Origin of the sequence: Bacillus sp. 41-22 (assembly GCF_025809295.1) — a bacterium.
Classification (GTDB): domain Bacteria; phylum Bacillota; class Bacilli; order Bacillales; family Bacillaceae_G; genus Bacillus_A; species Bacillus_A mycoides.
In genome coordinates this window covers 4,205,515-4,228,181 of record NZ_CP084035.1, presented here as the reverse complement: position 1 = coordinate 4,228,181, position 22,667 = coordinate 4,205,515, and the positions used below count along the sequence as shown (strand labels likewise).

The 22,667-nt window shown below is 37.3% G+C and carries 23 protein-coding genes and 1 other annotated feature (1 of these 24 running past the window's edge); of the genes, 22 read left to right on the top strand and 1 reads right to left on the bottom strand.

Annotated features, from left to right (window positions below; translation table 11 throughout):
- Positions 1-53 (top strand) — a binding site (T-box leader); it begins 166 nt to the left of the window's first position.
- A gap of 41 nt (positions 54-94) precedes the next feature.
- From alaS to LCF45_RS21620, 12 genes are all read left to right on the top strand, one after another.
- The gene (gene alaS / locus LCF45_RS21675; RefSeq protein ID WP_002015283.1) at positions 95-2,737 is read left to right on the top strand and encodes an alanine--tRNA ligase; all 2,643 of its coding nucleotides are present in this window, start codon (positions 95-97) and stop codon (positions 2,735-2,737) included.
- 78 nt (positions 2,738-2,815) lie between these two features.
- A complete protein-coding gene (locus LCF45_RS21670) occupies positions 2,816-3,082 on the top strand; it encodes an IreB family regulatory phosphoprotein (RefSeq protein WP_000348591.1) in 267 nt (88 codons plus the stop codon).
- A 3-nt stretch (positions 3,083-3,085) separates the two neighbouring features.
- A complete protein-coding gene (gene ruvX, locus LCF45_RS21665; protein WP_001221204.1) occupies positions 3,086-3,499 on the top strand; it encodes a Holliday junction resolvase RuvX in 414 nt (137 codons plus the stop codon).
- A gap of 12 nt (positions 3,500-3,511) precedes the next feature.
- A complete protein-coding gene (locus tag LCF45_RS21660; protein ID WP_002034112.1) occupies positions 3,512-3,790 on the top strand; it encodes a DUF1292 domain-containing protein in 279 nt (92 codons plus the stop codon).
- A 241-nt stretch (positions 3,791-4,031) separates the two neighbouring features.
- A complete protein-coding gene (gene mltG / locus LCF45_RS21655) occupies positions 4,032-5,102 on the top strand; it encodes an endolytic transglycosylase MltG (protein ID WP_002129212.1) in 1,071 nt (356 codons plus the stop codon).
- 215 nt (positions 5,103-5,317) lie between these two features.
- Positions 5,318-5,959 (top strand): O-methyltransferase, encoded by a 642-nt coding sequence (locus LCF45_RS21650; protein ID WP_002129210.1) that lies wholly within the window; start codon positions 5,318-5,320, stop codon positions 5,957-5,959.
- A 7-nt stretch (positions 5,960-5,966) separates the two neighbouring features.
- Positions 5,967-6,896 carry a peptidase U32 family protein gene (locus LCF45_RS21645; RefSeq protein ID WP_002129209.1) on the top strand — a complete coding sequence of 310 codons (930 nt, stop codon included), beginning with the start codon at positions 5,967-5,969 and terminating at the stop codon, positions 6,894-6,896.
- Between the two features lie 18 nt (positions 6,897-6,914).
- Positions 6,915-8,195 carry a peptidase U32 family protein gene (locus LCF45_RS21640; RefSeq protein WP_002015275.1) on the top strand — a complete coding sequence of 427 codons (1,281 nt, stop codon included), beginning with the start codon at positions 6,915-6,917 and terminating at the stop codon, positions 8,193-8,195.
- Positions 8,196-8,212: 17 nt separating this feature from the next.
- Positions 8,213-8,851 carry a uridine kinase gene (gene udk / locus LCF45_RS21635; RefSeq protein ID WP_002015274.1) on the top strand — a complete coding sequence of 213 codons (639 nt, stop codon included), beginning with the start codon at positions 8,213-8,215 and terminating at the stop codon, positions 8,849-8,851.
- A gap of 276 nt (positions 8,852-9,127) precedes the next feature.
- Positions 9,128-9,604 carry a transcription elongation factor GreA gene (gene greA, locus LCF45_RS21630; RefSeq protein WP_078213491.1) on the top strand — a complete coding sequence of 159 codons (477 nt, stop codon included), beginning with the start codon at positions 9,128-9,130 and terminating at the stop codon, positions 9,602-9,604.
- 92 nt (positions 9,605-9,696) lie between these two features.
- Positions 9,697-11,451 carry a peptidoglycan D,D-transpeptidase FtsI family protein gene (locus LCF45_RS21625; RefSeq protein ID WP_002129205.1) on the top strand — a complete coding sequence of 585 codons (1,755 nt, stop codon included), beginning with the start codon at positions 9,697-9,699 and terminating at the stop codon, positions 11,449-11,451.
- 116 nt (positions 11,452-11,567) lie between these two features.
- Positions 11,568-12,224 (top strand): YrrS family protein, encoded by a 657-nt coding sequence (locus LCF45_RS21620; RefSeq protein WP_263894279.1) that lies wholly within the window; start codon positions 11,568-11,570, stop codon positions 12,222-12,224.
- Positions 12,225-12,260: 36 nt separating this feature from the next.
- Here the strand turns inward: LCF45_RS21620 and LCF45_RS21615 are convergent, their stop codons facing one another.
- Positions 12,261-12,476, bottom strand: a complete 216-nt coding sequence (locus LCF45_RS21615) for a YrzA family protein (RefSeq protein ID WP_002015268.1) — start codon at positions 12,474-12,476, stop codon at positions 12,261-12,263.
- A gap of 137 nt (positions 12,477-12,613) precedes the next feature.
- Between LCF45_RS21615 and LCF45_RS21610 the strand changes: the two genes are divergently transcribed.
- From LCF45_RS21610 to LCF45_RS21565, 10 genes are all read left to right on the top strand, one after another.
- A complete protein-coding gene (locus tag LCF45_RS21610) occupies positions 12,614-13,252 on the top strand; it encodes a class I SAM-dependent DNA methyltransferase (RefSeq protein WP_002129200.1) in 639 nt (212 codons plus the stop codon).
- A gap of 14 nt (positions 13,253-13,266) precedes the next feature.
- Entirely contained in the window at positions 13,267-13,962 is a 696-nt protein-coding gene (mtnN, locus tag LCF45_RS21605; protein ID WP_002015266.1) for a 5'-methylthioadenosine/S-adenosylhomocysteine nucleosidase, read from the top strand.
- Positions 13,963-14,044: 82 nt separating this feature from the next.
- A complete protein-coding gene (locus LCF45_RS21600) occupies positions 14,045-14,968 on the top strand; it encodes an O-acetylserine dependent cystathionine beta-synthase (protein ID WP_002129198.1) in 924 nt (307 codons plus the stop codon).
- A 3-nt stretch (positions 14,969-14,971) separates the two neighbouring features.
- Entirely contained in the window at positions 14,972-16,105 is a 1,134-nt protein-coding gene (locus LCF45_RS21595; RefSeq protein ID WP_002067265.1) for a bifunctional cystathionine gamma-lyase/homocysteine desulfhydrase, read from the top strand.
- A 259-nt stretch (positions 16,106-16,364) separates the two neighbouring features.
- Entirely contained in the window at positions 16,365-18,968 is a 2,604-nt protein-coding gene (adhE, locus tag LCF45_RS21590) for a bifunctional acetaldehyde-CoA/alcohol dehydrogenase (protein ID WP_078422008.1), read from the top strand.
- 126 nt (positions 18,969-19,094) lie between these two features.
- Positions 19,095-19,331 (top strand): YrhC family protein, encoded by a 237-nt coding sequence (locus tag LCF45_RS21585; RefSeq protein ID WP_002034123.1) that lies wholly within the window; start codon positions 19,095-19,097, stop codon positions 19,329-19,331.
- A 147-nt stretch (positions 19,332-19,478) separates the two neighbouring features.
- Positions 19,479-20,426 (top strand): ABC transporter substrate-binding protein, encoded by a 948-nt coding sequence (locus LCF45_RS21580; protein WP_002015260.1) that lies wholly within the window; start codon positions 19,479-19,481, stop codon positions 20,424-20,426.
- Between the two features lie 5 nt (positions 20,427-20,431).
- Positions 20,432-21,460 (top strand): FecCD family ABC transporter permease, encoded by a 1,029-nt coding sequence (locus LCF45_RS21575; RefSeq protein WP_002015259.1) that lies wholly within the window; start codon positions 20,432-20,434, stop codon positions 21,458-21,460.
- Positions 21,447-22,265 carry an ABC transporter ATP-binding protein gene (locus LCF45_RS21570; protein WP_002129193.1) on the top strand — a complete coding sequence of 273 codons (819 nt, stop codon included), beginning with the start codon at positions 21,447-21,449 and terminating at the stop codon, positions 22,263-22,265. Before LCF45_RS21575 ends, LCF45_RS21570 begins: the two co-directional genes overlap by 14 nt.
- On the top strand, positions 22,232-22,627 hold the full coding sequence (locus LCF45_RS21565) for an ankyrin repeat domain-containing protein (RefSeq protein ID WP_002129192.1): 396 nt from the start codon (positions 22,232-22,234) through the stop codon (positions 22,625-22,627). Before LCF45_RS21570 ends, LCF45_RS21565 begins: the two co-directional genes overlap by 34 nt.
- The last annotated feature ends 40 nt before the right edge of the window (positions 22,628-22,667 follow it).

Sequence of the window (22,667 nt, the reverse complement as noted above, 5' to 3'; positions counted from 1 at the left end):
TAATAATCAATTCATAATTAGGGTGGTATCGCGAGTTAACTCTCGTCCCTTTTATTAGGGGCGGGAGTTTTTTATATTTAAGGAGGAAAATACAATGAAACAACTAACAGGCGCACAAATTCGTCAAATGTTTTTAGACTTTTTCCAAGAAAAAGGACATGCAGTAGAACCAAGTGCATCACTAGTTCCTCATGAAGATCCATCTCTGTTATGGATTAATAGTGGTGTAGCGACATTAAAGAAATATTTTGATGGTCGTGTAATCCCACAAAATCCACGTATTACAAATGCACAAAAATCAATTCGTACAAACGATATTGAAAACGTTGGGAAAACGGCTCGTCACCATACATTCTTTGAAATGTTAGGGAACTTCTCAATCGGTGATTACTTCAAAGAAGAAGCAATTACTTGGGCTTGGGAATTTCTAACGAGCGACAAATGGATCGGATTCGATAAAGAATTACTATCTGTTACAATTCATCCGGAAGATGAAGAAGCATTCACAATTTGGAATGAGAAAATGGGTGTTCCAAAAGAACGCATCATCCGTTTAGAAGAAAACTTCTGGGATATCGGTGAAGGACCAAGTGGACCGAATACAGAAATTTTCTATGACCGCGGTGAATCTTACGGTAATGACTTTAGTGACCCAGAATTATATCCGGGCGGAGAAAACGAGCGTTACTTAGAAGTATGGAACCTTGTATTCTCTCAATTTAACCATAATCCAGACGGTTCATATACGCCACTTCCTAAGAAAAACATCGATACAGGAATGGGGCTAGAGCGTATGACATCTATCGTTCAAGATGTACCTACGAACTTTGATACAGACCTATTCATGCCGATGATTGGTGCAACAGAATCAATTTCTGGTGAGAAATATCGTAATGGCGATTTAGAAAAAGATATGGCGTTTAAAGTAATTGCTGACCATATCCGTACAGTAACATTCGCTGTTGGTGACGGTGCTCTTCCATCTAACGAAGGCCGTGGTTATGTATTACGTCGTTTATTACGCCGTGCTGTTCGTTATTCTAAGAAATTAAACATCAACCGTCCGTTCATGTTTGAATTAGTACCGGTTGTTGGAGAAGTAATGAAAGACTTCTATCCAGAAGTACTTGAAAAGAAAGATTTCATCGCAAAAGTTGTGAAGAATGAAGAAGAGCGTTTCCATGAAACACTTCATGATGGTGAATCAATTTTAGCTGAAGTAATTGCAAAAGCGAAAGAAGAAAAAACAACTGTTATTTCTGGCGTAGATGCGTTCCGCCTATACGACACGTACGGTTTCCCAATTGAATTAACAGAAGAATATGCAGAAGAAGCTGGTATGACAGTTGATCAAGCGGGCTTTGAAAATGAAATGGAGAAACAACGTGAGCGTGCACGTGCTGCTCGTCAAGACGTTGATTCTATGCAAGTTCAAGGCGGTGTACTTGGTGAAGTTAAAGTAGCGAGCGAATTCGTTGGTTACGGTACAGTTGCAACAGAAAGTAACGTTGTTGCCCTGGTGAAAAATGGTGAGTATACAGATAGCTTACAAGCAGGTGAAGAAGGACAATTAATGCTTGATGTAACGCCATTCTACGCTGAGAGCGGTGGGCAAATTGCAGACCGTGGTTACCTTCTTGCTGACGGCGTGAAAGTTGTTGTAAAAGACGTACAAAAAGCACCAAATGGTCAAAACTTACACAAAGTAGTTGTGGAAGAAGGTACATTAACGAAAGAAGCGGCTGTAAAAGCTCTTATCGATACGAAAAACCGTAGTAGCGTTGTGAAAAACCATACAGCAACTCACTTACTGCACCAAGCATTAAAAGATATACTTGGAACGCATGTTAACCAAGCTGGTTCTCTTGTAACATCTGAACGTTTACGTTTTGACTTCTCTCACTTCGGTCAAGTACAAGCTGATGAATTAGAAAAAATTGAGCGTATCGTAAACGAAAAAATTTGGGAAAGTATTGATGTTGCGATTTCTCAAAAAGCAATCGAAGAAGCGAAAGAAATGGGCGCAATGGCATTATTCGGTGAAAAATATGGTGATGTTGTACGCGTTGTGCAAGTAGGCGATTACAGCTTAGAGCTTTGCGGTGGTTGTCACGTTGATAACACAGCTTCTATCGGTATTTTCAAAATCGTTGCTGAGTCTGGTATCGGTGCAGGAACTCGTCGTATTGAGGCGGTAACTGGTAAGTCTGCATACGAATTAATGAACGATCAAGTAGGTTTATTAAAAGAAGCAGCAGGAAAAATGAAAACAAATCCAAAAGATATTTTAACAAGAGTTGATGGTTTATTTACTGAAGTAAAACAACTTCAAAAAGAAAACGAATCTCTTGCTGCGAAATTAAGCAATATCGAAGCTGGAAACTTAACTGATTCAGTAATGACAGTTGATGGCGTGAACGTATTAGCGGCGAAAGTAAATGTTGCAGATATGAACAACTTACGTACAATGATGGATGACCTTAAAAATAAATTAGAGTCTGCAGTTGTTGTATTAGCGTCTGTAAATGACGATAAGGTAAACATTTTAGCTGGCGTAACGAAAGATTTAATTAGTCAAGGTTACCATGCGGGTAAACTTGTGAAAGAAGTAGCTTCTCGTTGTGGAGGCGGCGGTGGTGGCCGTCCTGATATGGCACAAGCAGGCGGTAAAAACCCAGCGCAAGTAGAGGAAGCTTTAGCGTTTGTACAAGAGTACGTTAAATCTGTTTCAAAATAAAGAGATAGTAGTGTACAATGGTAGGGAGAGGAGAAGTTCTTCTCCCTATACTTACTACTTACAAGTGAGGTGCTTGAAATGGACGGTTTTGATAAGACAATGAAGTTTAGCATTCAAGATGAAAAACAGAGTGTCCATGTAAATGATGTACTTTTAACTGTGTATGATGCACTTCAAGAAAAAGGTTATAATCCGATTAACCAAATCGTCGGTTATTTATTAAGTGGAGATCCAGCATACATACCTCGCCATAAAGATGCACGAAGCATCGTTCGCAAGCTTGAACGTGATGAGATAATTGAAGAGCTTGTGAAGTCTTACTTGAAACATCATCGTGAGGAGTAGTTTATGCGGATATTAGGTTTAGATGTTGGTACTAAAACAGTCGGTGTTGCAATGAGCGATGAAATGGGCTGGACAGCACAAGGGCTGGAAACAATCAGGATTAACGAAGAACGAGGCCACTTTGGTTTTGACCGTATTTCTGAGTTGGTAAAACAGTACAATGTGGACAAAATAGTAGTAGGTTTACCTAAAAATATGAATGGTACAATCGGCCCTCGTGGTGAAGCGTGCCAGCAATTTGCAGAAAACCTGCGAAATCTGTTACAATTAGAAGTTGTAATGTGGGACGAGCGTTTGTCGACGATGGCAGCGGAACGTCTGCTCATTTCAGCTGATGTGAGCCGTAAGAAGCGAAAACAGGTAATCGATAAGATGGCTGCAGTCGTGATCTTACAAGGATTTTTAGATAGTAAATAAGAGGTGACCAAAATGGAAGAAAATCAAATTACAATTGTAGACGAAAAAGGAAACGAACATTTATGTGAAATTATTTTCACTTTTGATGCTGAAAAATTCGGCAAAAAATCTTACGTAGTCTTCTCTCCAATCGGTGAAGTAGACGAAGATGGAGACCAAATCTTCGATGCAATGGCATATGAGCAAAGTGAAGAAGAGGGTGGAACATTACTTTCAATTGAATCTGAAGAAGAGTGGGAAATGGTACAAGAAATGTTTAACACTCTTGCTGATGAGCAAGAAGAAGAATAGTAATGGATAAAAAGGCGAACTGTGTACACAGTTCGCCTTTTTTGTATTCATATGCAAAATGACAGATTTTTTGTCGAAACTACTTAATTGTTTATAGTATAATAAGACGGGTTGTATGAAAAAAGGCTTTAAATAAGTAGCTGTCACCGATTATTTAGAAATGATTGGTTTTGCTTTATGTTTGTAGGGCATTGTATAGAGGAAGTGTATACGGTCTACAATTGAATAAGGAGGAAGAATTTTGGTAGAGAATCAAGTGAAGAAGAAGCGTAGACGCATTTTTTTAATTTCGATTATCGCACTGCTTTTAGTTTGTGGATCAGTCTATGCGTATATTTCATCTGCATTAGGGCCAGTTGATAGTGGAAATAAAAAAGAGATTGAGGTAGAGATTCCAAAGGGGTCATCTACAAGTAAAATCGGTGAGATTTTAGAAGAAAAAGGTGCTGTGAAAAGCAGTACAGTTTTTAGTTTTTATACGAAATTTAAGTCGAAAAGCTTACAAGCAGGTACATATTTATTAAATCCTTCGATGAGCGCCAACGATGTCATTGAACAAATGTCATCTGGCAACGTACATCGTCCGGCTCTTTATAAAGTGACGATTAAAGAAGGGGCGCAAGTAACTGAAATTGCTGAAGTGATTGCGGCAGAATTAAAGTGGAATAAAGATGAGGTTGTGCGTCAATTAAACGATAAAGCATTTATCCAAAAAATGCAGCAAAAGTATCCGAAGCTATTAACGGATAAAATTTTTGATAGTAACATTAAATATCCACTAGAAGGATACTTATATCCAGCAACGTATTCTTTCTATAAAAAGGATACAAAATTAGAAGAAATTGTAATCCCGATGCTTGAGAAAACAAATGCAATTATTGTTCAAAATGAGGCGAAAATGAAAGCGAAGAACTGGGATGTTCATCAACTTCTCACGTTGTCTTCACTTATTGAAGAAGAGGCTACTGGCTTTACTGATCGCCAAAAAATCTCTAGTGTTTTCTATAATCGTTTAGCGAAAGGTATGCCGCTTCAAACGGATCCGACGGTATTATACGCACTTGGAAAGCATAAACAACGTGTATTATACGAAGACTTGAAAGTAAACTCACCGTACAATACGTATGTTGTGAAAGGGTTGCCGGTTGGACCGATTGCAAACTCTGGTAAACATTCAGTGGAAGCAGCGTTAGATCCTGCGCAAACAGATTATTATTATTTCTTAGCTGCACCAAGTGGTGAAGTGTATTATGCGAAAACATTAGAAGAACATAATGCATTAAAGCAAAAATACATTACGAAAAAACAGTGAAATGGGGAGGGATAGCGAAAAGGGTCGCATATCCCTCTTTTTTGTGGTAAAATATATCGGGTTAAAAACTGGCAGAAGAATCGTTTTTAATATCAAAACGGGACGTACAAGCTAAGGGTGAAACTGGCTTGTATTTTTATTGCATTCTATGTGTGAAAAGACAAAGGTTGACGCGTCATAGAGGCACTTCTCCATGTAAATAAGGAGGACCAATTATGGAGGATACAGTTAACGAGTACCTATTATCATTTATTGATCCAAAAGATAAATTAATTCTTGAAATGGAAGAGTATGCAACTGAAAACCATGTGCCGATTATGGATCGACTTGGAATGGAATTTATGCTGCAATTTTTACGTTTAATTGGACCGGAAAGTATTTTAGAACTTGGAACAGCAATCGGTTATTCTAGTATTCGTATGATGCAAGCTATTCCGAACTCTCGCATTGTGACAGTAGAGCGCAATCGTGAACGATATGAAAAGGCACTTGAATATATAGAATGTTCCTCGGTAACAGACCGTATTTCTGTTATTTACGGTGATGCTTTAGAAACGGGCGAACAAGTGAAAGAACATGGAACATTTGATGTTATTTTTATTGATGCAGCGAAAGGGCAGTATCGTCGCTTTTTTGACTTATACGAACCGTTATTAAATCCTGGTGGCGTTATTATTTCAGATAACGTTATGTACCATGGTCTTGTGACGACAAAAGAGAAAATTGAAAATAGACGTACCCGTGGTTTGATTCGTCGTATTAAGACGTACAATGAATGGCTTATGAATCATGAAGGATATGATACAACGATTTTCCCAATTGGCGATGGAGTGGCTGTAAGTAAAAAGAGAGGGTGACAAAAGTATGAAGAAACCTGAATTGTTAGTAACGCCTAGAGCGGTGGCGGATATTGAACCTCTTGCGAAAGCAGGGGCAGATGCAGTAATGGTTGGTGAACAAAAGTTTGGTTTACGTTTGGCAGGAGAGTTTTCACGTGAAGATGTGAAACAAGCTGTAAACATTGCGCATGAAAATGGTGTGAAAGTATACGTTGCAATGAATGCGATGTTCCACAATGATAAAGTAGAAGAATTAACGGACTATGTTGCCTTTTTAAATGAGGTAAATGTAGATGCGATTGTTTTCGGAGATCCAGCGGTATTAATGGCTGTTCGTGAAGTTGCACCAAATATGCAACTTCACTGGAATACAGAAACGACAGCAACAAACTGGTTTACTTGTAACTATTGGGGGCAAAGAGGAGCGAAACGCGCTGTATTAGCTCGTGAGCTTAGCTTAGATGAAATTGCTGAATTAAAAGAAAATGCTGAAGTGGAACTTGAAGTACAAATTCACGGTATGACTTGCATGTTCCAATCGAAGCGTTCACTAGTAGGAAACTACTTTGAGTATCAAGGGCGTAATCTCGACATCGAAAAGAAAAAGTATGAAGAGAATATGTTCTTATACGACCCGGAACGTAATAACAAATATCCAATTTATGAAGATGAAAATGGTACTCACATTATGAGTCCGAATGATATTTGTTTCATCGATGAGTTAGAGGAACTAATCGATGCTGAAGTCGATAGCTTAAAAATTGATGGTGTCCTAAAAAGTTCTGAGTACATTATTGAGGTAACGAAGAAATATCGTAAGGCGATTGATTTATGTGTAGAAGATCGTGATGTGTATTATGACGTGAAAGATGATTTATTTAAAGAGATAGAAGAAATACAACCGGTAAATCGTCCGTTAGATACAGGATTCTTCTTTAAAGAAACGGTTTACTAAACGAGGAGGGTGTAGGAAATGACTGTACAAGAAATTTCACGAGTGATCGATGGCAAACGCGTTATTGTGAAAAAACCTGAACTGTTAATCCCTGCGGGTAACTTAGAAAAATTAAAAGTAGCTATCCATTATGGGGCAGATGCTGTATATTTAGGTGGACAAGAATTTGGTCTTCGTTCTAATGCAGGTAACTTTACGCTGGAAGACATGGCAGAAGGCGTTGAATTTGCAAAGAAATATGGAGCAAAAATATACGTAACAACAAATATTTTTGCACATAATGAAAATATGGATGGGCTAGAGGAATATTTAAAAGGGATTGAAAAAGCTGGCGTAACGGGAATTATCGTTGCCGATCCGCTTATTATTGAGACATGTAAACGTGTGGCGCCTTCTGTTGAGGTGCATTTAAGTACACAACAATCACTATCCAACTGGAAAGCAGCACAGTATTGGAAAGAAGAAGGTTTACATCGTCTTGTATTAGCTCGTGAAGCAAGCTATGAAGAAATGAAAGAAATTAAAGAAAAAGTTGATGTTGAAATTGAAGCATTCGTCCATGGTGCAATGTGTATCGCGTATTCAGGGAGATGTACATTAAGTAACCATATGACAGCGCGTGACTCTAACCGTGGTGGTTGTTGTCAATCTTGCCGCTGGGATTATGATTTAGTTCAAACGGTATCACAACATAAAGATGCAAAAGAGCTTCCTCTATTCCAAGAAGAAGATGCTCACTTTGCGATGAGCCCAAAAGATTTAAATTTAATCTTATCAATTCCGAAAATGATTGAAATTGGAATTGATAGCTTAAAAGTTGAAGGACGTATGAAATCTATCCATTACGTAGCGACTGTAGCAACTGTATATCGTAAAGTAATTGATGCGTATTGTGCGGATCCGGATAACTTTGAGTTTAAACAAGAATGGTTAGATGAACTTGATAAATGTGCAAATCGTGATACAGCTCCTGCATTCTTTGAAGGGGTTCCAGGACATCAAGAGCAAATGTTTGGAAATCATAGTAAGAAAACAACGTATGATTTTGCTGGTTTAGTGTTAGATTATAATGAAGAAACGGGCATCGTAACGCTTGAGCAACGTAATCACTTCAAACCAGGACATGAAGTGGAGTTCTTTGGGCCAGAAATAGAAAACTTTACGCAGACGGTGGAGAAAATTTGGGATGAGGATGGAAACGAATTAGATGCAGCGAGACATCCGTTGCAAATCGTGAAATTCAAAGTGGATCAACCAGTGTATGTGAATAATATGATGCGCAAAAACATACTTCAATAAGAAAGAGTGGTAGTCGAATGGGGACGAATAAGCCTGTTGTAATTGGAATCGCTGGTGGTTCAGGATCAGGAAAAACAAGTGTAACGAAAGCGATTTTTGACCATTTTAAAGGTCATTCCATTTTAATCTTGGAGCAAGATTATTATTACAAAGATCAAAGCCATTTACCAATGGAAGAACGTTTAAAAACAAATTACGATCATCCGTTAGCGTTTGATAATGATTTGTTAATTGACCATTTGCAGCAGTTGCTTGCATATGAGCAAGTGGAAAAGCCTATATATGACTATACATTGCATACGCGTTCAGAAAAAATTATTCCAGTTGAGCCGAAAGATGTAATCATTTTAGAAGGAATTCTTATTTTAGAAGACCCACGTCTTTGTGAGTTAATGGATATTAAGGTGTTCGTTGATACAGATGCAGACCTTCGTATTTTACGCCGCATGCAGCGCGATATTGAAGAGCGCGGTCGTACAATGGATTCAGTTATCGACCAATACGTAAACGTTGTACGTCCAATGCATAATCAATTTATTGAGCCTTCTAAGAAATTCGCGGATATTATTATCCCTGAAGGTGGACAAAACCATGTTGCAATTGATATTATGGTTACAAAAATTGCAACAATTCTTGAACAAAAAGTAAATTTGTAATAGCATAGTAAAAGATATACGATAGGAAGGGATTTTTTCCCTTCTTATCGAATACAATGAAACATGAAACCTCACCTACCAATAGGTGAGGGCATATTTATATCAACTTTCCATACATACCTTCTTTATATAAGGAAGAATTGGAGAATAAGGGGTTGTATGTGACAACTCCACTAGTGCTACGTGTGCTAGAAACCTCCGCTATATAAGCGGAGGAGTTTTCATATGGAACTCCTCTTTTTTTCGGGGGATTGGTATATAAAAGGAGTGGAAAACATGGCAACAGAAAAAACATACCCTATGACGCAAGAGGGTAAGCAAAAACTAGAGAACGAAGTTGAACAATTAAAAACAGTAAGACGTAAAGAAGTTGTAGAGCGTATTAAGATCGCACGTAGCTTCGGAGATCTTTCTGAGAACTCTGAGTACGATGCAGCGAAAGATGAGCAAGCATTCGTAGAAGGACGTATTACACAACTTGAAAACATGATTCGTAATGCGGTTATCATTGAAGACAATGGTGAAGAGTCTACAGTTGTAACATTAGGTAAAACAGTAATATTTAAAGAGTTACCAGGTGGAGACGAAGAAGCGTACATAATCGTAGGTAGCGCAGAAGCCGATCCATTTGAAGGGAGAATTTCTAACGATTCTCCAATCGCAAAAAGCTTATTAGGTAAGCAAATTGGTGAGAAGGTAGCAATCCAAACACCAGGTGGAGAAATGCAAGTAGAGATTATCTCTGTAAAATAACGTAAAAAATCACTCGTGTAAAAACGAGTGATTTTTTATTTGTATAAAAGGTGAAACACCTCGTCTAAACTACAATAGACGAGGTGTTTTTTATGAAAATGAAACGGAGAATTATAATTGTTTTAATTTGTTTTATGGGTGTGATTTTTTTATTACTTTGTCGTTTAATCCAAATACAGATTATAGATACGGAATCATTTACTGACCGAAATATCAATCTGATTGAAAAAAGTGTTACGCAACGAACACAATCACTTACAGTAGATAATGGAAGAGGGCATTTTACAGATCGAAATGGTAAGGAAATTGGTGAAGAGAAATATCCAGTCTTAATTGTTTTTCCATTTTTACAAATAAAAAATGACATGTTAGAGAAAATTGCGCATATCATTGGTGTGTCGAGACAAGAGATAAGACTGCAAATGAAAAATAAGAATCAAGCATTTATATTACGAAGGGAGAATACCCCATTTCAATTAACGCTCGAGCAGATGAAGAAGGTAAATGAATTAGATATTTTAGGTATTGTAGCAGCAGAAGTTCGACTGAAGCAAATGGGAGAGGCAGATCATTTAATTGGTGATGTGGGAGAGAATGAACAGGAATTTCAAAAGCGTTATGGAGAAATGAAAAAAACTTCGAAACAAACGCCAATTGGTATTTCTGGATTACAACAATCATTTGATGAATTTTTACTGACTGATGGAGAAGCGAAAGTACTATATCAAGTGGATCGACAAGGAGAACCGATTTTTGGGAAGCAGGCGAAATACACTTCACCAGGAAATCCATTTTATCCAGTTACTATTCAAACAACAATACATAAAACGTTGCAACGACGAGCAGAGAAGATTATAGATGAAAACGGAATAAAAAAAGGTGGGTTAGTATTACTAGACATAAAGAATAGTGAAGTTGTAGCAATGGTAAGTAGGCCTTCTTTACAGATGAATGATAGGAGGATATATAAAGCTACACTTGAAAATCAAATGTTAATTCCTCATTTTCCGGGGTCTGTTTTTAAAACAGTAGTTGCAGCAGCAGGAATTGATGAGAATTTGGTGCGGTTTAATCGTACATTTAACTGTAATACGGATTTATACGGTGAAAATCTTCCACAAGTTATGATGGGGTCATTAAACTTTAAGGAAAGCTTTGCTAGAAGCTGTAATCGAACGTTTGCCGTATTAGGTGGTGAACTAATGCAAAAGGATAGGGAAGTGTTAGAAACGTATTTAGAGGCCTTAGGAGCACGTGAGAAGGTAGGTTGGAAAGGTTCGGTATTTCATACACCAGAATTTGAGCAATTGCCAGAAGAAAAGAGTGCTATTATTTGGGGAAGCGAAGAAAATAAAGATAGTAGAAAAGCGATTGCTCAAACGATGGTCGGACAAAAAGATGTACGTGTGTCACCTCTAGCTATAGCGAATATGATGGCGACAATTGCTAGAGGTGGAGAGAAGATGGAAGTGAAAGCTGTGAAAAAAATAGTGTATAAAAATGGAACCGACTTTTTTACATTTGAAAATCATAAATTAAATGGGAAACAGCTTTCTTATGAAACGATGAAAAAATTACAACAGTTGTTAAGAGCCGTTGTAACGATGGAGAAAGGAACGGGAACCGCATTCCGTTCGTTGCCACTAACTGTCGCTGGAAAATCTGGGACGGCACAAACAGGAAAAGGAGAGAGGGTGAATCGCTGGTTTGCAGGTTATTTTCCATATGAAAACCCAAGATATGCTTTAGTTGTAGTTGATATAGAAACAGATAGTAATGAAAATGTAGTCACACCAGTTTTTGCAGAAATGGTAGAGGCAATTCATCAATTAGAAATTGAAAAGTAATCTTGCAATTATTTATGAAATGTTTTCATTTCGTGAAAATATTATTGTAAATGTTCAACCTTTCTAGATTTAATGTTACAATAGCAAGTATGAAAAACTGCATGGAGGTTTGAAGAATGGCAGGAGGATCTAGATTCCAACAGAAACAACAAAAACGTCGTCAAAACGGTGTTTTAAATATTGCAATCGCTATTGTATTAGTAGCAGTAGCTATTGTAGCATATCAATTGTTTGTTCCTGACACAAAAGAGCAAGCGTCTTCTAATGATAAAAAGGTAGCTCAGCAAACAACAAAAGAGAATAAAGCTGAGAAAGCAAAAGGTAAAGAAGAGACGAAGAAGAACGAGCAAGAGAAAGAGAAAACAGAGGCTAAGAAGAAGGAAGAAGAAGAGAAGCAAAAGGCTGAGGAAGAAAAGAAAAAAGCTGAAGAAGAAGCGAAAGCTAACGAGAAAGCACCAGCTGAAAAAACACAGTCACAGGCAACAGATGCTTATACGAAATCTTCTTGGAAGCCAGTAGGTACAGAGCAAGGTGCAGCACCTGCGATGACGTTTAAAAAAGGTACAGCAGATTGGAATGAGATGAATCAAGCGATTTCAGCTGCAATTGACGTTCCAGTAAATCAATTAGTTATCCATAGAATTGGAAATAACGGTAAGAATAAAGCTTACGGTAACGTACAAGATAAACAATCAGGTAAAAAATATTATGTGAATATTGATTGGGTAGAAAATGAGGGCTGGAAACCAGTACTCGTTCAAACTCTAAACTAAAAAAAGAGAGGCTCTTAAGAGCCTCTCTTTTTTTAGTTAGCGTAATTTCTTTAATTTAAAATGAACAACCGCACTATAATAAGGTCTTTTGCTTTCAGGATCCATAATCATTTGGTGAGAAATATGATGAACTTCGAGCATAAGTGCTTTATTATTATCAATTTGTTCGTTAATTTTTTTTTCTAGAGAAACTAAGTTTGCAGCCTCGAAAAATTCTACTTTATCTTCTAACATTTCAAAGGTAAATGACACGAAGATGCCCCCTCTCCTATGATAATCACCTATAGTGTAACAAAGAAAAGAAGGAAATACTACGTACATTTCAATTGACATTTTTAGAAAGAGAGAATATCATACTGATAAAACCGATAAGAAAAAGGGGAATTTTTATGGGAACAGAATTTAATGGTTTATTTGATGAATGGGCTCATACGTACGACTCATTTGTACAAGGCGAAGATATACAATATAAAGAAGTTTTCGCCCATTATGAGGACATTTTAGAGGATGTAGTTAACAAGTCATTTGGCAACGTATTAGAATTTGGTGTTGGTACTGGCAATTTAACAAATAAATTATTACTTGCTGGTCGCACAGTTTACGGTATAGAACCGTCACGCGAAATGCGTACTATTGCAAAAGAGAAATTACCAAAAGATTTTTCAATTACAGAGGGTGATTTTCTTTCATTTGAAGTCCCAAATTCAATCGATACTATTGTGAGCACTTACGCATTTCATCATTTAATAGATGAAGAAAAAGACGTAGCAATTGCGAAGTATAGTCAATTGCTAAACAAAGGTGGTAAAATAGTGTTTGCTGATACGATATTTGCAGATCAAGATGCATATGATAAAACTGTCGAAGTAGCAAAACAAAGAGGTTTTCATCAGTTAGCAAACGATTTGCAAACAGAATACTATACACGTATTCCGATCATGCAATCTATTTTTGAAAACAATGGCTTCCACGTAACGTTTACGAGATTAAATCATTTCGTTTGGGTAATGGAGGCAACTAAGCAATAGAAAGAGGGATTAGATTGAGAATTGCTGTAATTGGAGCAATGGAAGAAGAAGTACGTATTTTACGTGACAAACTAGAACAAGCAGAAACAGAAACTGTTGCAGGTTGTGAATTTACGAAAGGGCTATTGGCAGGACATGAAGTAATCTTGCTAAAGTCTGGTATTGGTAAAGTAAATGCAGCGATGTCAACGACAATTTTATTAGAAAAATATAAGCCTGAAAAAGTAATTAATACTGGTTCAGCTGGTGGATTCCATCACTCTCTAAATGTTGGTGATGTAGTTATTTCAACAGAAGTTCGTCACCATGACGTAGATGTAACAGCATTTAACTACGAATATGGTCAAGTGCCAGGAATGCCACCTGGATTTAAAGCTGATGAGGCATTAGTTGCATTAGCTGAGAAATGTATGCAGGCAGAAGAAAATATTCAAGTTGTAAAAGGTATGATTGCAACAGGTGATTCATTTATGAGTGATCCGAACCGCGTTGCAGCAATTCGTGATAAATTTGAAGACCTTTATGCAGTAGAAATGGAAGCAGCAGCTGTTGCGCAAGTATGCCACCAATATGAAGTTCCGTTTGTTATTATTCGTGCACTTTCTGATATTGCTGGTAAAGAATCAAATGTTTCATTTGATCAATTTTTAGATCAAGCAGCTCTTCATTCTACAAACTTTATCGTAAAAGTACTAGAAGAGTTAAAGTAATGTAACAAAAAGGCAACTGTCTCATATAAAGAAAATACATACAGTTGCCTTTTCTTTATTGGCAAATAAGGGGGAGAACACGATGAATGTATATCGTGGAGTTCATGAGTTGATTGGCCATACACCAATCGTAGAAATTACTCGTTTTTCACTTCCGAAAGGAGTCCGTTTATTTGCAAAGCTTGAATTTTACAACCCAGGCGGAAGCGTTAAGGATCGTTTAGGAAGAGAATTAATTGAAGATGCGCTAGAAAAAGGGCTTGTTGCAGAGGGCGGAACAATTATTGAACCGACGGCTGGAAATACCGGCATTGGACTGGCACTTGCAGCGTTAGAACATGATTTACGCGTTATTGTTTGTGTACCAGAGAAATTTAGTATTGAAAAACAAGAAATAATGAAAGCGCTAGGTGCAAAGGTCGTGCATACACCGACTGAGCAAGGAATGACCGGCGCAATTGCAAAGGCAAAAGAATTAGTAAATGAAATACCGAATTCATACTCTCCAAGTCAGTTTGCGAATGAAGCAAACCCTCGTGCTTATTTCAAAACATTAGGTCCTGAACTTTGGGATGCATTGAATGGAGAAATTAACATATTTGTTGCAGGGGCAGGAACTGGCGGTACGTTTATGGGAACTGCGTCTTATTTAAAAGAGAAAAACATTGATATTAAGACGGTTATTGTAGAACCAGAAGGATCTATTTTAAATGGTGGTAAAGCTGGTTCACATGAAACAGAAGGGATTGGTCTTGAATTCATCCCGCCATTTTTAAAAACATCTTATTTTGATGAAATTCATACAATTTCTGATCGACATGCATTTTTACGAGTAAAAGAGTTAGCGCAAAAAGAAGGCCTTCTCGTTGGGAGCTCTTCAGGAGCAGCGTTTCATGCAAGCTTACTTGAGGCAGAGAAAGCAGCACCAGGTACGAATATTGTAACGATTTTTCCTGATAGTAGTGAGCGCTATTTAAGTAAAGACATATACAAAGGATGGGAATAAAAAATGAGAGCAAAGACAAAATTAATTCATGGTATTCGCATAGGAGAACCTTCAACTGGATCTGTAAATGTACCGATTTATCAAACAAGTACGTATAAACAAGAAGCAGTTGGTAAGCATCAAGGATATGAATATTCACGTACAGGCAACCCAACACGTGCAGCTTTAGAAGAAATGATTGCTGTATTAGAAAACGGTCATGCTGGATTTGCATTTGGTTCAGGAATGGCTGCTATTACAGCAACAATTATGTTGTTCTCAAAAGGAGATCACGTCATTTTAACAGATGATGTTTATGGCGGAACGTACCGTGTTATTACGAAAGTATTAAACCGCTTCGGTATTGAGCATACATTTGTAGATACAACAAACCTAGAGGAAGTTGTAGAAGCGATTCGTCCAAATACGAAAGCGATTTATGTAGAAACACCAACGAACCCATTACTAAAAATTACTGATATTAAGAAAATATCTGCTCTTGCTAAAGAGAAAGATTTATTAACAATTATTGATAACACATTCATGACGCCATATTGGCAGTCGCCAATTTCTTTAGGAGCAGACATTGTGCTTCATAGTGCAACGAAATATTTAGGAGGACATAGTGACGTAGTTGCAGGCCTAGTAGTTGTAAATAGCCCGCAATTAGCAGAAGACCTTCACTTTGTACAAAACTCAACAGGAGGTATTCTTGGCCCACAAGATAGCTTCTTACTACTTCGTGGTTTAAAAACATTAGGAATTCGTATGGAAGAACATGAAACGAATTCACGTGCGATTGCCGAGTTTTTAAATAACCATCCAAAAGTAAATAAAGTATATTATCCAGGTCTTGAATCCCATCAAAACCATGAACTAGCAACAGAACAAGCAAATGGATTTGGTGCTATCATCTCATTTGATGTAGATAGTGCGGAAACGTTGAATAAAGTACTTGAGAAACTGCAATACTTTACACTTGCTGAAAGCTTAGGAGCAGTAGAAAGTTTAATTTCTATCCCATCTCAAATGACACATGCATCAATCCCAGCAGATCGCCGTAAAGAATTAGGAATTACAGATACATTAATTCGAATCTCTGTTGGTATTGAAGATGGAGAAGATTTAATTGAAGATTTGGCACAAGCACTAGCATAATAAAAATGCACTGCTAATATAGAGCAGTGCATTTTATTATATTAATTTGTGAAATATTTCACAAATTAGACATACACAAATGAAATGATTTCATGTATATTGAATTCATGAAATGTTATTCACGAACAAAATTGTAAAATGTTTCACAATCAATGGGATTCATGTAGGAAGGTAACTCTATTTTTTTACGCTAATCGGGACTTTTTATGACCTATAGGGACTTATAAAGTCCAGAATAGCAGAATAGGAGGAAATTTACATGGTAGTCAAAGAGAAAGTTGTAAATGAAATGCAAGAGGTAAAAGAGATGATTGATACGTTAGTAGATAACGGTCAAAAAGCTTTACAAGCATTAGAAAGTTTTACACAAGAGCAAATTGACAACATTGTTCATGAAATGGCGCTTGCGGGTGTCGATCAACATATGCCGCTTGCGAAGTTGGCTGTTGAAGAAACGGGCCGTGGCGTATATGAAGATAAATGCATTAAAAATATTTTTGCCACTGAATATATTTGGCATAGTATAAAGAAAGATAAAACGGTAGGGATTATTCATGAAGATCCTCATGAAGAAATAATAGAAATCGCAGAACCTGTCGGTGTAGTAGCTGGGGTAACGCCAGTAACGAACCCAACATCGACAACAATGTTTAAAGCATTAATCGCGATAAAAACGAGAAATCCAATTATTTTCGCATTTCATCCTTCTGCACAAAACTGTTCCGTTGCAGCGGCAAAAACAGTATATGATGCAGCAGTGAAAGCTGGTGCACCAAAGCATTGTATTCAATGGATTGAAAGACCTTCTGTGGAAGCAACGAAACAATTAATGAACCATGATGGTGTCGCACTCGTTCTAGCAACTGGAGGGGCTGGTATGGTGAAATCGGCTTATTCTACTGGTAAACCGGCGCTAGGTGTAGGGCCAGGTAATGTACCATGTTATATAGAGAAATCGGCACATGTAAAACGTGCTGTTAATGATTTGATTTTATCGAAAACATTTGATAACGGTATGATTTGTGCGTCAGAACAAGCCATCATTGTAGATAAGGAAATCTATAATGATGTTAAAGCAGAAATGATTGCAAATAATTGTTATTTTGTAACAGAGGAAGAGAGAAAGAAATTAGAAAAGCTTGTTATTAATGAAAATACATGTGCAGTAAATAGTGATATTGTTGGGAAATCAGCACAGTATATTGCTGAATTAGTAGGAATTACTGTACCTGAACATACAAAAATGCTTGTAGCTGAAATTAAAGGCATCGGAGCAGCGTATCCACTATCTCGTGAGAAACTGAGCCCAGTGTTAGCTTGTGTAAAAGCAAATTCATTAGAAGAAGGATTTACATATTGCGAAGAAATGTTAGAGCTTGGTGGCCTAGGGCATTCAGCGGTTATCCATTCTACAAATAAAGAAGTACAAAAACAATTTGGGTTACGTATGAAAGCCTGCCGTCTCATTGTAAATGCACCTTCATCACAAGGTGGAATTGGTGATATATATAATGGATTTATTCCATCACTTACGCTTGGTTGTGGCTCCTACGGGAAAAACTCAGTTTCCCAAAACGTAACGGCGACTCATTTATTAAATATAAAAAGGTTGGCAAATAGAAAAAAGAATATGCAGTGGTTCAAATTACCACCCAAAATTTATTTTGAAAAACATGCGACAGCATATTTAGCAAACATGCCTAACATTTCCCGCGCATTTATTGTAACGGATCCAGGGATGGTTGAGCACGGTTATGTAGATACAGTTACGCACTATTTGCGTAAGCATACAAATGATGTGAAAGTTGAAGTTTTCTTTGAAGTTGAGCCAGATCCATCAGATGAAACTGTATTTAAAGGTGCGGACATGATGAAAAGCTTTAAACCAGATGTAATTATCGCGCTTGGTGGCGGTTCAGCTATGGATGCAGCAAAAGGGATGTGGCTATTCTATGAGCACCCAGAAACGACATTCTATGGAATAAAACAGAAGTTTTTAGATATAAGAAAACGTACATGTAAGTATCCGAACTTGGGAAATAAAGCACAATTTGTTGCCATTCCAACAACATCAGGGACGGGATCAGAGGTGACGCCATTTGCGGTTATTACAGATAAGAAAAATAATATTAAATACCCGCTTGCGGATTATGAATTAACACCAGATGTAGCGATTGTTGATCCGCAATTTGTAATGACAGTACCACCTCATGTGACGGCAGATACTGGTATGGACGTATTAACACATGCAATTGAAGCGTATGTGTCTGTTCTGGCAAATGACTATACTGATGGTTTAGCATTAAAAGCAATTGATCTCGTATTTAAATATTTGCCGAGAGCATATAAAGATGGAAATGATGAAGAAGCACGAGAAAAAATGCATAATGCTTCCGCAATCGCAGGGATGGCATTTGCAAATGCTTTCCTAGGTATTAATCATAGTTTAGCGCATAAAATTGGACCGGAATTCCATATTCCGCATGGACGTGCGAATGCAATTCTTATGCCGCACGTAGTTCGCTATAATGCTATTAAGCCAAGAAAACACGCATTGTTCCCAAAATATGAGCACTTTGTGGCTGATGAACGCTATGCACATATTGCGAGAATGCTCGGGCTTCCAGCAAGCTCAACAGCGGAAGGTGTGGAATCACTCGTCCAAGCAATTATTGAGCTTGGAAAAAGCTTAAATATAAATATGAGTATTGCAGGACAAGGAGTTGCTAAAGATCAATTTGAAGGGGTTGTTGGATTATTAGCAGAAAGAGCTTTTGAAGATCAATGTACAACAGCTAATCCAAAATTACCGCTCATTTCAGAGCTGAAAGAAATCTATATAGAAGCATATAAAGGCGTATAATAGATAAAAAAGAGCCGCGAGTAAGCGGCTCTTTTTTACTTTGGAAAACATCTCCCAGATTGGTTCTATTTACTTGTCTTTAAGCTTGATAGAATGTGATAAAGTGAGGATGGGAGTGATAAGCAGATGAAAGAATTACAAGAAAAAATAGCAGATTATACCCGGTTTGCACAAGTACTTTTAGCTATAAGTACATTTTTAATGATCGGTTTATTAATTCCAAGTGGAATAAAAAGTATGGTACAGTCTTTTGTTATGATGGGGAGTATTATTGTATTTTTAGTTCTTGCTTTTTTCTTCTTTAAGCGTGTTAGAACGATGCGTGATCAATTAGAGGAGAGCGAATATGAAGAAAATTGTTAAATAGGGCGCTACGAAAAGAAGAAATCTTTTTGTAGCGTTTTTTCATTTTTGTAGAAAATGTATGCGTTTCATATTGACAATGATAATCCTTATCAATTAAAGTAGAATAGTAGTTAATGATTATTATTATCAATTAGAGGTGAAAGAATGAACAAATCTATTACGCTGTTCACAGCGATCTTATCTATTTTTTTCTTATTAATAGGTTGCAGTGCAAAAGAAAACGAAAAAGCATCCGCAACAAAAACAGACAAAGGAACAGACAAAATCGAAATTACCGATCTCTCAGACAGAAAGATAACATTCAATAAAGTTCCTGAAAGTTTTGCTACGTTGAGTATGGGAGACATGGATATTATTCATGCTTTAGGTGGAAAAATAGTAGGTCGTCCGGATACAAAATTAACTCTCCCAGAGGAATTAAAGAAAGCACAAGTAATCGGGAATGCACATCAACCGAATTTTGAGCAAATTGCTAGTTTAAAACCGGATGTACTTGTTGCTAACAATGGATTCCAAAAGAACATTCCAACGGTCGAAGGACAAGGAACAAAAGTAATCATTTCTTCAGCCAACTCTGTAAAAGATATTCAAAAGGGTATTGAAATGTATGGAACAGTAATGAAGAAAGAAGATAAAGCAAAAGAGCTTAACCAAAAAATTAATGATCAAATGAAGAAATATGAGAAAAAGAGTGACGTTAAAGCGTTGCTAGTTTATGGAGCACCAGGCACTTATTTAGCAGCATTACCAACATCTCTATCAGGGGATATTTTAGAAAAAACAGGCGGGAAAAATATCGCAGCTAGTTTTCCAGAAATGAAAGAGTATCCGCAATATGCACAGCTAAGTGTAGAACGTATTATTGAAGCAAATCCAGATGTGATTTATTTAATTACACATGGAGATCCCAATAGTGTGAAAAAAGCATTTGAAGGCGAAATGATGAAAAATGAAGCATGGAAAAATTTAGATGCAGTAAAACAAAATCGTGTAGTTATTTTACCACCAGATTTATTTGGATCAAATCCTGGGACAAAAGTTACAGAAGCGATGGACTTTATGTATAAAAGTATACAAGATGTAAGGAAATGATAAGTATGGAGAGTAGTGAAATAGTAAGAGAAAAGGAACATCCTTTTGCGAGAAAAAGGTGGATAATAACAGTTACTTTAGTCGTATTAACTGTTCTAGGTCTTTTTTATGGCCTTTTTGCAGGGAGCTTATCTTTTTCTTTACGAGACATTATAGAAGGTATACAAGATGAAGGTTCGACAGTTCATCGAATTGTATGGGATCTTCGTATACCGAGAGTGCTCGTTGGTTTTATAGTAGGAACGTGTTTAGCTGCATCAGGAGCATTATTGCAAGGGGTTATGAGAAATCCTCTTGCAGATCCTGGAATTATCGGAGTTTCATCAGGAGCAGGTCTTGTAGCAATTATAATCATGATTTTATTTCCTCAACATATGGCATTCTTACCACTAGGAGCGTTTTTAGGAGCTTTTATTACAGCAATGGTCATTTACGCACTATCATGGCAAAAGGGGGCGCCACCTTCACGAATTGTATTAGTAGGTGTTTCAATAAACGCCTTAATTGGTGCAGCGACTTCAGCGCTAATGTTATTACATAGCGACAAAGTACAATCAGTTTTACCGTGGTTAGCTGGTGGTATTGGTGGTGTTAGTTGGGCACATTTAAATATGATTATTTACTATGCGATATTCGCTATTATATTAGCTTTCTTCGGTATTAAACATATTCGAGTATTAATGCTTGGGGATGAAATGGCAAAATTATTAGGGTATAACGTGGAAAGAAGTCGGTTTTATTTAATAGTAGTAAGTACAATGTTAGCTGGAATAGCAGTTAGTGTTTCTGGTCTTATTGGATTTGTCGGTCTTGTTGTACCGCATATGTTACGTTTATTAGTTGGAAATGACTATAAATATTTACTGCCATTATCATGCCTTGGCGGTGGGATATTACTTGTTTTTGCGGATGCGATAGCTCGAAGTTGGTTCGATCCAATCGAATTGCCTGTTGGTATTTTATTGTCCTTCTTAGGTGGTCCGTTCTTCTTATATTTAATCCATAGAGGAGGAAAACAACGTGATTTCCGTTAACAAGGTGTTTTACGCACATTCTGAAAGATTTCAAATGCAAAATATGAATGTACATATTAAAGCTGGAGAAATCGTTAGTTTAATCGGCCCGAATGGATCGGGGAAATCTACTTTGCTTCGTTTAATAGCACGGCTACTTAAACAAAGCGAAGGAGACATCATTTTAGATGGGGAAAATATTTATACGATGAAGAGTGCAGATGTAGCGAAGCAATTAGCGATGTTACCACAAATGCACGATCATCAATTAGATTTAACAGTGAAAGAACTAATAGAGTTCGGAAGAGGTCCTCATAAATCATGGAGTAGTCGCTTAAATAAAGAAGATGAAGAAATTGTTGATTGGGCATTGTCTGTTACAAAGCTTGAAGGGTATGAATATCGTCTTTTACAATCCTTATCAGGAGGAGAAAGGCAACGTGCTTGGATTGCAATGACGCTTGCACAACGCACAAATGTCTTACTATTAGATGAACCAACAACCTTTTTAGATATCGTCCATCAGTTAGAAGTAATGGAACTTGTTAAACGATTAAACGAAGAGTTTGGTATGACGATTGTAATGGTTTTACATGATATTAATCAAGCGGCTCAATATAGCGATCGTTTACTCGTATTAAAACAAGGGAAGATTCAGTATGATGGCGTACCAGAAGAAGTACTATGTCATCAAATGTTTCAGCGTGTATTTGGAATTGAAGTTGATATATTCCAAGGGAGTGACAAGCCATTTTTTACACCGAAACGAATTTGTGAAAAGGGAGAAGAGAGATGCAAACAGACGAGCGTATTACCACTGAGTTAGTAAGGGAATTTGTTATGGCAGCTCACGGAGATCTAGAAAGAGTACAGGAGCTTTTGGCCGAATCACCGAGCTTACTTCATGCTTCTTATAATTGGGGTGGCTCAGATTGGGAAAGTGCCTTAGGAGCAGCGGCCCATGTAGGCCGTAAAGATATTGCTCTTTATTTACTGGAAAAGGGAGCTCGGATGGATATTTTTGCAGCAGCTATGCTGGGTGAACTTGAAGTCGTACAAGCCATTTTAGTAGCACAACCAGAAGCATTACGTGCATCTGGCCCACATGGCATCTCTCTTCTTCAACATGCACGAATGGGTGGAGAAAAAGCTCAGCGTGTATTTGAGTACTTAACAGTGCTTTCTTAATGACCGCAAAGTTCTTATGTGCGGTAAACTTTCCACTCAA